The organism is Methanobrevibacter sp., assembly GCF_017431965.1.
Lineage (GTDB): Archaea > Methanobacteriota > Methanobacteria > Methanobacteriales > Methanobacteriaceae > Methanocatella.
Map to the genome: position 1 here is coordinate 43,326 of NZ_JAFRKB010000027.1, position 14,869 is coordinate 58,194.

The window sequence follows — 14,869 nt, forward strand, 5'->3', positions numbered from 1 at the left end:
GCACCGCCAGTATCGGCAGAATTATTAATAAAAGTACAATTCACAGCAGAACCCTCATACATAGCACCTCCCCAATATTCAGCAGAATTACTAATAAAAGTACAATTCACAACATTAGCGCTTCCATCTTTTGAAGAAATAGCTCCCCCATCTCCTGCTGCATAATTATTAATAAAAGTACAATTCACAACATTAGAACTCTTACCTTCCGAATAAATAGCTCCTCCATTCTTGCTAGCATAATTATTAATAAAAGTACAATTCACAAAAGAACCACCAAATACAGCACCGCCACCTCTATATGGAGAGTTACCATTCATAAAAACAATATTCCTAAAAACAACATTACTATCAGAAACACCATAATAAACCATAAAAATACTGGTAGCATTCGCTCCATCAATTGTATAACCATTACCATGAATAGTCACGGCACGATTAATGCCAATACTTCCTAAATCAGAATCAGTATCTGGATTATAAGTATAATTACAATTTAAATAAATATGAGTTTTAGTATTGCCATTAATAAGATTATTCAAGTCAGTGAATGTTTTTGGATTTGCATTTAAAACATCATCATCAATGATTGAAGTTAAATCATTATCAATTTCACTTGTTATATTACCATCTTGATTTTGGACACTAACAACATCACCCGTAACATTATCTGCAGCATTTACAGCAGAAACTGCAAGCAAACAAGTAAGAATAATTGTTAGCATTATTATCTTTTTATATCGCAAAATGTTTTCCCCCATGCAAAAAAGTTATAATATGAAAAATATCTTTATTAATATTAGTATATATTAATTATGAAATAACCATAAAAACTAGACATTATTGATAAAATTATGGGAAAAAATAAAAAAAAAGTTAAAAAGGAGAGAGTGAAATCCCCTTTTTTAGATTTTAACGAAATAAATTCTTGCAACAGACCCAGCGTATTTGCTATTTCCACCGTATGAACTGCTTATATAGTACTCATCCGGATTTAAACCAGCAACTGAAAGTTTTACCTGACCAAGCTTATCAGTTTTTAAAGCAGTCTTTACGCCATTGAAATTGAATACAACAGTTGCGCCTTTAATTGCCTGACCTGTTTCCCTATTAATTAAGGTAGCAACAACTTCCTGTGTTTCCTTGTAATAGAAATTGGAAATAACAGTTGAAATTTTTTCAATTTGAAGCTTTATTGACCCGTATGAGCCTAAATATTTGCTGTTTCCACCGTATGAAAGACTTGCACTTTCAACAACAGGATCACCAATGTATAATCTTGCCTGACCCTGCTTATCAGATGTCATGGCTGTTTTAACACCATTATAATTGAATACGATTGTAGCTCCTTTAATGCCTGCGCCTGTTTCACTGTTGATTAAAGTAGCAACCAACTCCTTAGTCGCCTTATCATAATATTGTGAAATGCTGGTCATCACTTTAGATATGGTAAAGCTTATTGTTTTAGTGGATGGATTGTATTTGCTATTTCCATCATAGGAAACTGTTACGGCGTGAGCGCCTTGGGCTAAACTTGAAACTGAAACTTTAGCCTGGCCGTTAGCATCAGTCTTAACGGTAGATTTCACACCATCAACCACAAACCTCACATTTGCATTCTTAATAACCTGACCGGTAACACCGTTAGTCAAAGTAGCAACCACTTCCCTAGCACCATTATTGAAAACCGCTAAAAGGTTAGAGTTTGCTTTAACTGCAATGTCAATGCTTGCACTAGAAGAATCATACTTACTGTTACCTTTGAAAGTGGCAGTAACACGGTAAGTACCTGAATCCAAACTAGGAACAACCAATTTAGCCTGACCACTGGAATCAGTCTTAACCTTATAATTAACATTATTAATATTGAAAATAACATATGCACCAGAAATTCCTTTACCAGAATCTGTCCTTGTTAATTTAGCAATTAAAGTACCATCATTATTCTGCAAAGTTATCTTAGTTTTTGGTTTACCTATTATGGTAGTTCCATATGTATCATCTCCTTCTACACTAGCGGCATTATCCTTGAAAATACAACTATCAGCAGAACCATTGTACATTGCACCACCATAACTTGCAGAATTACCAGTGAAATTACAATTCACAGCAGAACCACACCATATAGCTCCACCTTCATTTCCTGCTGAATTATTAACAAAAGTTGAACTGTAAACATTTACGTTTCCAGCATTATTAATAGCACCACCATCACCACTATCAGCAGAATTACCTATAAAAGTAGAATTGTAAATGCTCACATCTCCATCATTATCCATATCAATATCAATAGCACCGCCATCATCAACTTCAGCCCGATTACCTATAAAAGTAGAATTTACAAATAAACATTCAGTTTCTGAATAAACAGCACCGGCATCTTCAGCATTATTATCCTCAAAATTAGAATAATAAATTTCACTTACCCCATATGAATAAATAGCACCACCAGTTGAATAAGCCTCATTTCCAGTAAAATTAGAATTATAAACCTCCATGTGCCCATCATTATCGACAGCACCTGCAAATTCAGCCATATTTAAATCAAAACTTGAACCTACAATTAGCATTTCTCCCGCATTAAAAATAGCACCACCTGAATATCCTGCATAATTTAGAAGAAAATATGAACTATACACATCTAATTCACCACTAGATGCTATTGCTCCCCCATGAGAAGAGACATTTTCAATACCATACTCATATGCACTATTTTCTATAAAACTGCATGAATATACTATAAGAAAATTTGATGAATAAACTGCACCCCCATAACGTACTGCAGTAGAATTTTCAAATGTACACTCTTCTAAATTCAAAAATCCATTATTATGAATAGTCCCACCATAAGACATAATAGCACTATAATTAACATTGTTAACAAAATGTAATTCCTTAATAGTTACATCAGCATTTTCACCAATTTTGAAAGCACGTGCACCATTTGCATATATTGTGTGACCATTACCGTTAATTGTCAAATCACTATTAATTTCAATACCATACTGGAGATTCTTATCGTTAGAAGTATAATAATAATCACGGTCTAAGTCAACAGTTGGACCACTTGAAGAAATTATATTGTTTAAGTCAGTGAAAGTATTTCCACTTGCTTCTAAAATTACATCCTCCGTTTGTTCTAATTCATCATCTATCAATACATCATCAGCAATCACTTCATCTGTAGTGTTTAAATCATTTGCACTAACTGTTGATAAAGTAGTGATTGTAAATATTAATAGAATTAAAACAAAAACATACCTTTTTTTAAACATGATTAATAATATTTAACTTATTCAATATAAATCTATTTAAACTAACCCAATTTTTGAAAAAAGATGTATCATTTAATAACAACGACCAAAAACGAATAGAAATAAAAAAAAGTTAAAGGAGAAAAAATATCCTCCTTTTTTAGATTTTAACGAAATAAATTCTTGCAACTGATCCGGCGTATTTGCTGTTTCCACCGTATGAACTGCTTATATAGTATTCATCCGGATTTAAACCAGCAACTGACATTTTGACCTGACCAAGCTTATCAGTTTTTAAAGCAGTTTTAACGCCATTGAAGTTGAATACAACAGTTGCTCCTTTAATTGCCTGACCTGTTTCCCTATTAATCAGGGTAGCCACTACTTCCTGTGTCTCTTTGTAATAGAAATTGGAAATGACAGTTGAAATTTTTTCAATTTGAAGCTTTATTGAGCCGTATGAGCCTAAATATTTGCTGTTTCCTCCGTATGAAAGACTTGCGCTTTCAACAACAGGATCACCAATGTATAACCTTGCCTGACCCTGCTTATCAGAAGTCATGGCTGACTTACCGCACCACCGTAGCCTAGAGCAGAATTGCTTATGAAAGTACAGTTTATGGAAGTACATTTACCATCAATAGCACCACCGTTATCAACTGTTTTACCATTTATAAAAACAATATCCCTCACTATTACATCCGCATTGGTCGGCGAAAAGATTCTTGCAGCATTGTTCCCATTTAAAGTATAACCGTTACCCCAAATTGTCACGACACGACTAATATTGATCCCTTCCTTAAAGTCAACATCAACATTTGGGTCAAATGTATAATTACAGTTCAAATAAACTTCGCTGCCACTATTGCCATTAATAAGATTATTCAAATCTTTAAAGGTATTTTGTGTTTCTTTTAAAATTTCAGTGTCTGTGCTTTGATAAATTGCAATATGCCCTTCATCGGTTGCTAATTTATCAGTGAATTCAGTTGTTAAATCACTTGCACTTACTGAAGATATGGTTCCTATTATTAGAAGTAAAACTAATATTAAAAAAACCCTTTTATCAAACATGAATTAATTTATATTTTTCGATATATTTAAATCAATACAATTTGTAGAACTTTTAATTAATAACTTTAATATATACTGAAAAGAATATACAAAAAACATCAATTTGAATTTTTTTTAAAACATCCCATATTTTTTTACATCTCAAGCAAAAACCAAAAAAAAGTATATTAATGGACATGCACAAATAATTATATAAAAATATCATATTGTTAAATATCTAACAATATCGATGAACATTCAAAAATATGCTGAAGCGATTTGGTATATTGACTGGTGAAAATATGAAATTTAAGTATTTTTTTGCATTAGTCTTGCTCACAACAGTCATATTATCACTTGGAACCGCAGCGGCCAGTGAAAATATTGATTATAATGCAAGTTCTTCAGATGATACTTCTTCGTCTATCACCCTTCAGAGTCAATCCGTTGATTCCACTTTGGATGCCAGCGACGATGAAGTTGATTTATATGTTGATATGGAACTTGGTGACATCAAAAGGGAAACCTTTGCCATCGGATCCATGACCTTTGAAATTCCGTTGATTATAACTGTCAACGCCAACAATGGGACTGCAAAAAACGTGAATGTCTATCATACCATTCCTGATGACTTCATTTATCTTTCATCCGATGCAACTGCTGGAAGCTATGACAGTGAAAGTGGAATATGGCACATTGGCGATATGGGCAGTGCAACTAGTGCAACATTGACAATATTGACAAAACTGGAAAAGTCTGGAACATTTTTCATATTTGTCAATGCAACAACAGATTCCGATGATGTAGATTTAACAAACAATGATTTAAAATCTACCATTACAGCCAATACAAGAATTTCATCAAATACAACTAGGACAAGTGCTGATCAGGGCGGAGCCAGCCATGGTCTTCGCGGAAACAATCATGGACCTAAAGTTGTAAAAAGAGATGACCAAACCTCAAATAATCAAAATCAGGAATCTGGAAACGGAGAAAACTCCAACAATAACGAAGGAAGCAACAACGGAGAAGGCTCCAACAGCAATAACGGGGAAACTAACAACAACGGAGAAGGCTCCAACAGCAATAACGGACAAAGCAACTACAACAATAATGGAGCAAGTTCAAACAGCAACAACAGGGAAAATGAAAATTCCGGATTAACCAAATCCACTGAATCATTAACTGATGCAATTTCAGATACATTGGTATCCATAAGGAACATATTTAATTCAAATTCCTCTGATTATAACTTAACTCCAGAAGTTGTTAAAGCTATTTCAGCTCAGGATTATACAAGAATTCCTATCTTGATTTTTATAGCGCTCCTAATTATTATATCCGGCTCTGTTGCTTACGATAAAATTAAAACTTAAATTTTTTATTTTTTTCTTTTTTTATAGCTTAAATTGACTTACATATCTAAAAATCCTTATTTTAAAAAAAAGTAATAATTTCCTAGATGAAAATCAGGAAGATATCACATAATCATCTGTGGAAATTACGTTATTGTTTAAATCAATCAATTTAAAGCCAACATGTGTTGCATTATCAGCATTTATATCTCCTTGCCACATTATTCCTGACTTAAACTCATCTGCTGTGGAGTTTACTTCAAAAAGCATATTGTCCTGAGCATCGAAGAACTTAATGTTCATGACATAATTTTGACTGTCGGAAGGCAAATTATAAGATTCGCCATGGACAATGTAGTTGGTTCCGCTGACATCAACATCAGTAATGTTCATGGAAAACAAACCATCACCAGTAGTATTCTGCCCCATAGGCAAAATCAAGAAGAAATAAACCAAAACCAATGCTATAACCACCGGAATGGCTATTTTAATATATTTCTCAATTTTATTTTCCCTTTTTCGAGGATTGATCTCGTCAAAAAAGCTGACAGATTCAGAATCAATCTTTACCTTGCTTACAGGCTTTCCTACGATTTCGGAAGTTTTCTTAACTAGTGTCTCTAACTGCCTTTTGGAATATGGGAATGAATTTACCACAACCTGGTTTTCCAGAATAAATTCCAGATTTCCTCCTATTTTCGTATCATCAATTTTGTATACAACAATCGGTATCTCTCTAGAAAATGCAATGTCAGCTTCCGTAAGGACATAATTTGTATCCTTCGTATGCTTGGAAAAGACCAAAAGAAAACATTTAGAATCTGCAATTGCATTGGTTATCTTATCAACACTGTCAGCAGAAGACATATGTTTTGATTTAATCCAGGATTTAATGTTGTTCTTTTCAAATACGCGGTAAATCTCTTCACCAACTTCCTTATTCTCATTATCATAGCATATATAAACATCATGACCCATATCAATCACAACTGTTACAATCTAATATATTCATCATATAAGTATGAGAAAATCTCATCATTTGAAGAAGTGAACCTTAAAACTGATTTTCTTGTTAAGAATTCATTTCTGATTACCAGTCCATGGATTACGGCTATAATCCAAAATATTAAAGCCAAAACGACAAACAATACGAATATTGGATAATAAAGGAACAACAAATCTATTATTTCAAAATAAAATGCAAAACACATCAGAAGTGGAATGGCATAGAGTAAACCCATCAGAACCCATAACTTTTTGGTGGCGACAATTCCCATATAGAAAAATGAAGCCCAATAAAGAACAGGTATTGCCAGCAACACAAGAGATATTATATCTTTTTTATGACTGGACAAATCTTTTTGATTATAATTGCTTAAATCAACAGTGACAGGAGTGTCCTTTTTTTGTTTGCATAACTCAAATGCATTTTCAACGACTTCCTTTAAATCATCATTAGAATCAGGATCTATCGGTAGCCATTGAGTTACCTTTAAAAAATATTCCATATCTTCCTTAGGAAGAGAATCATCAATATTTACGGACAAAAGAGGCTTATTGTGAGAATATGCCATATTAATTTCATTGTTAACATATTTTGATGCCTGAGAAAACTCGGAGTAAATTAAAACTACAATTTTAGTTGACCTGATTGCATCTGCAATAGCATCAATGTAGACTGTGCCCGGAGGAATATTTCTAGGAGCAATCCAACATGGAAGACCATTCTGTTCGAGAGCATAACGTATTTTATTTGCAACTTCACTGTTTCTTGTAGAATAACTTATAAATACCTTATGTTTATCATCATCGAAAGATTTTTCAGGACTCATAATACCACCCGACTGTTAAATGCTGAATCTGTAACAAAATTCCTGTTGTTCCCTTCAAATAGATATACTGTTGCAGAATCATTAAATGTAAAATCATTCTTGTTGAATGAATCAATAGGGATAACCATGGAATGATATTTAAAACCAGAACCATCATCAAATTCAACTGTAACTAGATAACTATTTTCATTTAAGTAATCAACACCACCTTTACCGAAATTTGCATAATGATTTATCAGATTTGTTACCCTTTCGTTTGAAGAGTTTAATTTACTAACATCCATATTGTAAAAATCGTATAAAATATTTCTAAATTCGACAGTATCCCCATTAACCTTATAAGAAGAGCTTGTAGGGTGATACATGGCTATTGAATCAGTTATGTTATCTTCCCTTTCAGGGTATTTATAACCCATCATGGTCGCAAAACCATATATCAATAATACAATTACTGTTGCAATAATTAAATATTCAATTAGTCTTTTATTCATCTAAACACCTAATGAACAGTTGAATAATAATTTAAATTATATAAAATTAAATATATTTTAAATAATATTTAATATTACCTATTATTTTTTCAATTCAATAGATTTTAATTTTCAAACCCCTCCAACCTAATAAGTTGAGGCATTTGTGCACCATTAGATAAAAATAGAGTGACGACCATTAACAAAGTGTTTTTGACTTATTTAGTTTATCCTATCATTTTAAAAAAAAAAGTTAAAGGAGAGAGTGGAATTTCTCCTTTATATTTTAACGAAGCTTATTCTTGCAACTGATCCGGCATATTTGCTGTTTCCGCCGTATGAGCTGCTTATATAGTATTCATCTGGAATCAAATCTGCAACTGACAGTTTAACCTGGCCGAGTTTATCGGTTTTTAAAGCTGTTTTGACGCCATTGAAGTTGAACACTACAGTTGCTCCTTTGATGGCCTGGCCGGTTTCCCTGTTAATAAGTGTAGCCACTACTTCCTGTGTTTCTTTGTAATAGAAATTGGAAATAACGGTTGAAATTTTGTCGGTTACAATCTTTGTTGATGCATATGATTTGAGGTATTTGTTGTTTCCACCATATGAAAGGCTAGCATTATTAGCGCTAGGCTCACCAATATATAACCTTGCCTGACCAAACTTATCGGATTTAGCAGAGGTTTTTACACCATCATAATTGAATACTATTGTAGCACCTTTAATTGCCTGACCGGTTTCACTATTGATTAATGTAGCAACAAGTTCCTGGGTTGACTCATCATAATATATAGAAATACTGGTCATAATCTTAGTTATGGTGAAATCAACGGTTATACTGGATGGGTTGTATTTGTTGTTACCCAGATAATTGACTGTGGCTTCGTAGGTGCCTAATGCCAAGTCTGCAACGGAAACTTTTGCCTGACCGTTTGCATCACTCTTAACAGTGGATTTCACACCATTAACCTCAAACCTCACATTTGCATTCTTGATAACCTGACCAGTAACATCATTGATTAAAGTAGCAACAATCTCTCTAGCTCCGTTATTGAAGTCAATTGAAATAGCAGTTCTTGCTTTAACAATAACATCAACACTTGCGCTGGAAGGATTATATTTGCTGTTACCCTCATAAGAAGCGGTGACAGTGTAAGTGCCTGCGTCTAAGTTTGCAGTGGAATATATAGCCTTACCGCTAGCATCAGTTTTGACAGTGTATTTCTTATCACCAACTATAAATCTCACATTAGCGTTTTTAATGACTTGACCGGTAGCACCATTAGTTAAAGTAGCAACAACCTCACCAGTACCATCATTATAAACTGCAGAAATGTCAGTGTCTATTTTATTTACGGCAAATTCTGTAAAATCACTTGCAGCAAGATAATTTTCATCACCATCAAATGATGCGAAAACCTCATAACTGCCTGCAGTCAAACCAGAAACAGATTGACTACCTTTACCATTTACAACATTTACTGTGTATTCAACATCATTAACATCAACTAGAACATTACCATTTACTGATGTATCCATTAAAACATTGACAATTGCTGTTTCACCAACATTAATATCATCGACACTTACAGATAAGTTAGGATCCTTTTTAGAGACTACAATAAGACTTTCAACATCGAATTTTTTGCTTGCATCTGGATAATTACCATTTTGATAGACCAATTCTACTGTATGGTTGCCGTAAGCCAAATCACGTAAACTAAATACAGCATTTCCATCCTCAATTTGATCTGTTGCATTTTCAATATCATCTACAATTAATTTTACTGTTCCTGTTGCATCAAATGGCATTGCAACGAGTGCTGTAGTAGCTGACATTCCACCATCCTCAGTAATTATGCTTGGAACTTCAAATTTAATGTAAGTCACATTGAATGAATCATGAGCACTTGAAGGTTTAAAGTAGTCATCACCGGAATATTCGAACAGGACATCATGCATTCCGAAATCCAAATCAGATGTATCGACTTCAGCAAAAGCGTCACCATACTCAACTTCTACATCACCATAATATACATCATCAACATATATGGATACTACACCTTCAGCAATGAATGGGAACTCAAAAGCAGCATCATAAGTTTGACGACCTTGAATGACATTCTGATTGAAGTTATGGTATTCACTGAATGTAATGTTATAATCATCAGTGATATTTTCGTCCGGATCCACCTCTTCTTCAGTTACTTCCAAAGTATCTGTCCAACTGTATTCTCCATACCTTCCATCACCGGAATATACTACTTCAATTTCATAAGACCCCGGTATAAGCTCAAATCCTTCCAACTCATTTGCATAAATTTCATAATACCAACCATAATTTGGCATAGGAACATCAACAGTATAGCATGGCTCTTCAGCTCCATCTATATAAACACTGATATTACCTTCTGCAGACTGAGGGAACCAATACTCAATTACAGTGCCGTTAACATCCTCATAATAAATTAAATCAACAATGATGACATCCGGATCCTCAATATAAGTATCATCACCATCTATACCTGCAGTGTTATCCTCGAAAATACAGTCAGTTTCAAAACCGTTAAATATTGCTCCACCATAATTTTCTGCAGTATTTCCAATGAAAGTAGATTCTAAAGCATCTCCAGTATCCAATGCACCGCCACATTGCTCCGCGTAATTTTCTGTAAATATGGCATTTAGGACAGGTTCATATGCAATATAAATTGCTCCGCCATTTTGTGCGGTGTTATGTGTAAAACTGCAGTCTTCACACTCATAAACTTCATATATTGCTCCACCTAAAGAGTAAGCCTGATTATCATTGAAGCTGGAATTTATAGCATCACTCTGATATATTGCACCACCGAAATCAGCAGTGTTGTTGTTGAAAATACAATTCTCAGCCACACAACCAAGAGCAGCACCGCCATAATAAGCAGAATTATCAGTGAAAGTACAGTCTATAGCATGGACTGAAGAAATAGCTCCACCATACTCCGCAGAATTGCCAGTGAAAGTGCAGTTTATCATTTTAGTATAATCAGAACCACTACCCCAGACAGCACCAGCAACGGGAGCCTCAAAATTATCAGCATTACCGTTTACAAAAATAATGTCTCTAAATTCAACAATAATTTCTGAATCAACAGTAAAAATTCTTGCAGCATTATACCCGTCGATTGTATGCCCATTTCCATTAATAGTAGTCATATTACGACTGATAACAATACCTTCAATTAAATCGGAATCCTCATAATCATCATAGCGATAATCACTGTCTAAATAAATAGTTTCATTTTCACCAGAATTAATTAGATTATTCAAATCAGTGAATGTTGCCCAAGATTCCTTTAACACATCATTTGAAGAAGATAAATCATTATCAACTTCAAGTACATCTCCGTTATCATTTATTCCAACAGTTGCATCATCTTGTGCACTTACAGCACCAATCGTCAAGAGTGCAAGTAAAAGACAAGACAATAATATTAACTTTTTATATTTCATTTAAACAACCTCGTATTAAAAATACTTATTTTAATAAAAAGATATGAATATATATGAGAATATGTTGTATTTATATATACAACATTTAATTTCATTAAGAAAAACAGAACAAATTAAATACATCAAAATAAAAGTGATAGACATTGTACTAATTGCAACAGTCTTGTGGAAATAATTTTACAAAAACATTTAGAAAATTAAAAAAACGGAACTATTGAATAAACAGTAATCAATACAACCACAGTTAAAATTACAATGGCTCCCATAGGCACCTTTTTCCAGGAAAGTCCGGCTGCAACAACCGCACCTATCAAACCTATATACCATAACTGATTGTCCACTGTTAATACTCCCGGACATATCAGGGCGGCAAGTGCAGTATATGGAATCAAATTCAGGAATTTTTCAAATTTTGGGCTGAAGTTGAGCTTATCTATGAATAATGCAGGAATCAACCTGGGGATAAATGTCACAAGTGCACATCCTAGAATGACCAAATTGACATAATCCATCATGAATCACCTGCCAGCAAATATTCATCATCAACAAGATACATTCCAATTCCGGCACCGACAAGTGTTGATACAATCAGGGACCAGTTTCCTAAAAATTGACCCAGAACTACATTTAAAACGGCAGTTATCAAAACCAAAATGGCAATCTGTCTGTTTTCCTTAATGGCGGGTGTTAATATTGCCACAAACAATGCATATAATGAAATGTTGAAACTGTTTGTTACAATTACAGGAAGCAAATCCAAAACAACAACACCAATGCCCGCACCCAGACACCAGCTTAACCATGCAGTTATCGCAATTCCAAGATATATCCAAATTGATGAATCCTCACTTAATGAAAACATTGCAAACGACTCGTCAACTGTCACATGGGCTGCCAAGATATTCAATGGAGTATTTGACTCTTCAACTTGATTTAAGATGCAGGTTGACATTACAAAATATCTTAAATTGACAACGAAGTTTGTTAATATAATGGCCATTGCAGTCGCACCACTTAAAAACATGGAAGCTGCAATAATCTGGCCTGCCCCTGCATAAACTAAAAAAGACATTGAGATTGTCTGCAAAGGCGTCAAGCCCGCTTTTATGGCTATTGCTGCATAACCAATTCCCATTGGAACATATCCAAAAGTGATTGGAATACCCTTTTTAGCACCTTCAATAAACTTGGCTTTTCTAGAAATAGCAATGTCTCCTTAAAAATAATAAAAAAAGTAAAAATTAGCAATTTAACTTAATAAATGGCTAATTTGGTCTGTTGTAATGATTCCCAATACTTCCATATCCTCATCAACAACAGGAAGGGAAGAAATATCGTATTCGTTCATCATGCGAGCTACAGATTCGATGGAATCGTCGGCATAACAGTACTTGACTGTTGTGGTCATGATTTCACGCAACTGATTGGAATCTGTTGCAATGGATTTGGACAGGTCCCAACTTGTAACGATTCCAATTAATTTATAGCTTTCGGTAACCACCGGAATATGGGTAACCTGCTTATCCAACATTAGTTTGGCCGCATCAACAACATTCGCATCTTCCTTAATGGTTACTACAACCTCTTTCATCACATCACGAACAACATTGCTTGCCAGGAATTTTGATAGAATGAAATTTAGCTGCCCTTTTTCAAGCAAAAACGCATCATGGCCATAGTTGGACCTTATCTCTGAAAATGATACCTCAACATCATTAGCGTTTAAGGCAGTTACGATATCATTGCTCTGTTCGGTTGGATACAGCCAATCGGAATCAACAGAAATGACTTCAACTTTAGCTTCAATCCCTTTAAATCCGTCGACTAAAGAATCATTGACTGACAGGTCAAACAAGTCCACGGCCTTTGTAATGAACAGGTAACTGTTTGCATCAAAACGCTTTACAAATGATTCACCCTGGTGATGAAGGTAGCTTTCAACCTGGAAGTCCATTGTAAAGTCATAGCTGATTTCATCCTTGTCCTGAAGGCCACGTCCGAACTTGATGTCCATTGACTCATCGCTTAGATAGGTAATATGGGCAATCATTCTAGCTAGTGAAAGACCGTTTTTTGGCTTTTTGCCAGTTTCGTAATAATTTCCCTTGTTCCAATCCGGATCTGAGAAAATTGCCTGGCGACCCACTTCATTAAAAGCGATCTGCTGAGGTGAAGACATTGCGGCGGTAGCCATTGGTATGGCCTTTTTCATCATTTGAGGATAAGTCACAAGCCATTGGAGAACCTGCATTCCACCCATTGATCCGCCTACAACAGCATACAGCTGGTCAATTCCAAACGAATCAACCAATTGCTTTTGAACTTCTACCATGTCCCTTATTGTAATTACTGGAAAATCGATTCCGTATTCCTTTCCAGTGTCAGGATTAATGGAGCTAGGGCCGGTTGTTCCTTTACAGCCGCCCAATACATTTGAACAGATAATGAAATATTTTTTAGTGTCCAAAGCCTTGCCAGGACCGATGACAATTTCCCACCATCCCGGCTTTTTATCGCCTTCATGCCATCCGGCAGCATGCGCATCGCCAGTCAATGCATGACAAATTAAAATAGCATTGGATTTTTCCTTATTAAGTTCACCATAAGTTTCATAGGCAACAGTGACATTTTTAAGAGTTTTACCACTGTCTAATTCAATTGGCTCTTCAATATTTAAATATTTTGTTTCGACAATGCCAACAGATTCCTTATTCATTTAAAACACCTAACTTTTCAATAGCTACTTTAGCAGCGTTCTGTTCCGCTTCTTTTTTATTCTTTCCTCTGCCTACACCCATTTCCTTTCCGTCAACCAAAATTGCTATAATGAATGTCTTATCATGAGGAACACCATATTCATGCAATATTTTATAGGAAATGTCTACCTCTTTAGCGTCCCCATATTCTTTCATTGTAGACTTGTAATCTTCAAAAAATACTGTATCGTTATCAATGTATTTGAAAATGACTTTAGATATGAATTCCCGTGCGAATTCAATGCCCTGGTCTAGAAATATCGCCCCTAAGAATGATTCAAATATGTCTGCAGTAATGGATATCACTTCATTATGTGTCAGATTTGATTCCTCGGCAGATACGTTCAGATAATCCGGCAAGCCAAGCTCATGAGAATAATAGATCAAAGCATTCTGACAGACATAGTTTGCCCTTAACTTTGTAAGTTTTCCTTCTTCATATTGAGGATATTTCTTGAAGAGATACTCCGATACGATTAAACTTAAAACCGAATCGCCCAAGAATTCCAGCCTTTCGTAAGTATAATCCAGATTATGCTTTGTTCCATATGAACCATGAGTAAAAGCCACCTCATATAAATGTTCATTTTCAGTTTCAATACCAAATTTTTCAAATAAATTCATGATTAAAAGCCCAAGTATATTTAATAT

General features: G+C 34.5%; 12 protein-coding genes and 1 CRISPR repeat array (1 of these 13 running past the window's edge). Of the genes, 1 reads left to right on the top strand and 11 read right to left on the bottom strand.

What is annotated here, in order from left to right:
- Positions 1-267: a CRISPR direct-repeat array (repeat unit 26 nt; unit sequence AATTATTAATAAAAGTACAATTCACA); it begins 206 nt to the left of the window's first position.
- Positions 268-905: 638 nt separating this feature from the next.
- The 3 genes from IJI93_RS03010 to IJI93_RS03020 form a co-directional block, all read right to left on the bottom strand.
- The gene (locus IJI93_RS03010) at positions 906-3,275 is read right to left on the bottom strand and encodes an Ig-like domain repeat protein (protein ID WP_292819731.1); all 2,370 of its coding nucleotides are present in this window, start codon (positions 3,273-3,275) and stop codon (positions 906-908) included.
- Between the two features lie 139 nt (positions 3,276-3,414).
- Positions 3,415-3,816, bottom strand: coding sequence for a hypothetical protein (locus IJI93_RS03015; protein ID WP_292819734.1), 402 nt, complete (start codon positions 3,814-3,816; stop codon positions 3,415-3,417).
- Positions 3,813-4,328, bottom strand: a complete 516-nt coding sequence (locus IJI93_RS03020) for a hypothetical protein (RefSeq protein WP_292819737.1) — start codon at positions 4,326-4,328, stop codon at positions 3,813-3,815. Before IJI93_RS03020 ends, IJI93_RS03015 begins: the two co-directional genes overlap by 4 nt.
- 281 nt (positions 4,329-4,609) lie before the next feature.
- On the opposite strand from IJI93_RS03020, the gene IJI93_RS03025 reads away from it, so the two are divergent.
- Positions 4,610-5,683: a DUF11 domain-containing protein gene (locus tag IJI93_RS03025; RefSeq protein WP_292819740.1), complete on the top strand. Its 1,074-nt coding sequence runs from the start codon at positions 4,610-4,612 to the stop codon at positions 5,681-5,683.
- A gap of 93 nt (positions 5,684-5,776) precedes the next feature.
- Here the strand turns inward: IJI93_RS03025 and IJI93_RS03030 are convergent, their stop codons facing one another.
- The 8 genes from IJI93_RS03030 to rnc form a co-directional block, all read right to left on the bottom strand.
- Positions 5,777-6,640: a toll/interleukin-1 receptor domain-containing protein gene (locus IJI93_RS03030; RefSeq protein WP_292819743.1), complete on the bottom strand. Its 864-nt coding sequence runs from the start codon at positions 6,638-6,640 to the stop codon at positions 5,777-5,779.
- A 14-nt stretch (positions 6,641-6,654) separates the two neighbouring features.
- Entirely contained in the window at positions 6,655-7,494 is an 840-nt protein-coding gene (locus tag IJI93_RS03035; protein ID WP_292819747.1) for a toll/interleukin-1 receptor domain-containing protein, read from the bottom strand.
- Positions 7,491-7,985 carry a hypothetical protein gene (locus tag IJI93_RS03040; protein ID WP_292819750.1) on the bottom strand — a complete coding sequence of 165 codons (495 nt, stop codon included), beginning with the start codon at positions 7,983-7,985 and terminating at the stop codon, positions 7,491-7,493. The genes IJI93_RS03035 and IJI93_RS03040 overlap by 4 nt, the downstream gene beginning before the upstream one ends.
- Positions 7,986-8,243: 258 nt before the next feature.
- Complete coding sequence (locus IJI93_RS03045; RefSeq protein ID WP_292819753.1) at positions 8,244-11,462, bottom strand: Ig-like domain repeat protein; 3,219 nt, start codon at positions 11,460-11,462, stop codon at positions 8,244-8,246.
- Between the two features lie 197 nt (positions 11,463-11,659).
- Positions 11,660-11,974, bottom strand: coding sequence for an AzlD domain-containing protein (locus IJI93_RS03050; RefSeq protein WP_292819756.1), 315 nt, complete (start codon positions 11,972-11,974; stop codon positions 11,660-11,662).
- The gene (locus IJI93_RS03055) at positions 11,974-12,672 is read right to left on the bottom strand and encodes an AzlC family ABC transporter permease (RefSeq protein ID WP_366513275.1); all 699 of its coding nucleotides are present in this window, start codon (positions 12,670-12,672) and stop codon (positions 11,974-11,976) included. The genes IJI93_RS03050 and IJI93_RS03055 overlap by 1 nt, the downstream gene beginning before the upstream one ends.
- Positions 12,673-12,711: 39 nt before the next feature.
- Positions 12,712-14,178 (bottom strand): homoserine O-acetyltransferase, encoded by a 1,467-nt coding sequence (locus IJI93_RS03060; RefSeq protein ID WP_292819759.1) that lies wholly within the window; start codon positions 14,176-14,178, stop codon positions 12,712-12,714.
- The gene (rnc, locus tag IJI93_RS03065; RefSeq protein ID WP_292819761.1) at positions 14,171-14,842 is read right to left on the bottom strand and encodes a ribonuclease III; all 672 of its coding nucleotides are present in this window, start codon (positions 14,840-14,842) and stop codon (positions 14,171-14,173) included. The genes IJI93_RS03060 and rnc overlap by 8 nt, the downstream gene beginning before the upstream one ends.
- Positions 14,843-14,869: the final 27 nt, after the last annotated feature.

Bases quoted from the DNA above. Each gene is read 5' to 3' on its own strand.
- IJI93_RS03010 (WP_292819731.1), bottom strand. From the start codon at position 3,275: ATGTTTAAAAAAAGGTATGTTTTTGTTTTAATTCTATTAATATTTACA.
- IJI93_RS03015 (WP_292819734.1), bottom strand. From the start codon at position 3,816: ATGACTTCTGATAAGCAGGGTCAGGCAAGGTTATACATTGGTGATCCT.
- IJI93_RS03020 (WP_292819737.1), bottom strand. From the start codon at position 4,328: ATGTTTGATAAAAGGGTTTTTTTAATATTAGTTTTACTTCTAATAATA.
- IJI93_RS03025 (WP_292819740.1), top strand. From the start codon at position 4,610: ATGAAATTTAAGTATTTTTTTGCATTAGTCTTGCTCACAACAGTCATA.
- IJI93_RS03030 (WP_292819743.1), bottom strand. From the start codon at position 6,640: ATGGGTCATGATGTTTATATATGCTATGATAATGAGAATAAGGAAGTT.
- IJI93_RS03035 (WP_292819747.1), bottom strand. From the start codon at position 7,494: ATGAGTCCTGAAAAATCTTTCGATGATGATAAACATAAGGTATTTATA.
- IJI93_RS03040 (WP_292819750.1), bottom strand. From the start codon at position 7,985: ATGAATAAAAGACTAATTGAATATTTAATTATTGCAACAGTAATTGTA.
- IJI93_RS03045 (WP_292819753.1), bottom strand. From the start codon at position 11,462: ATGAAATATAAAAAGTTAATATTATTGTCTTGTCTTTTACTTGCACTC.
- IJI93_RS03050 (WP_292819756.1), bottom strand. From the start codon at position 11,974: ATGGATTATGTCAATTTGGTCATTCTAGGATGTGCACTTGTGACATTT.
- IJI93_RS03060 (WP_292819759.1), bottom strand. From the start codon at position 14,178: ATGAATAAGGAATCTGTTGGCATTGTCGAAACAAAATATTTAAATATT.
- rnc (WP_292819761.1), bottom strand. From the start codon at position 14,842: ATGAATTTATTTGAAAAATTTGGTATTGAAACTGAAAATGAACATTTA.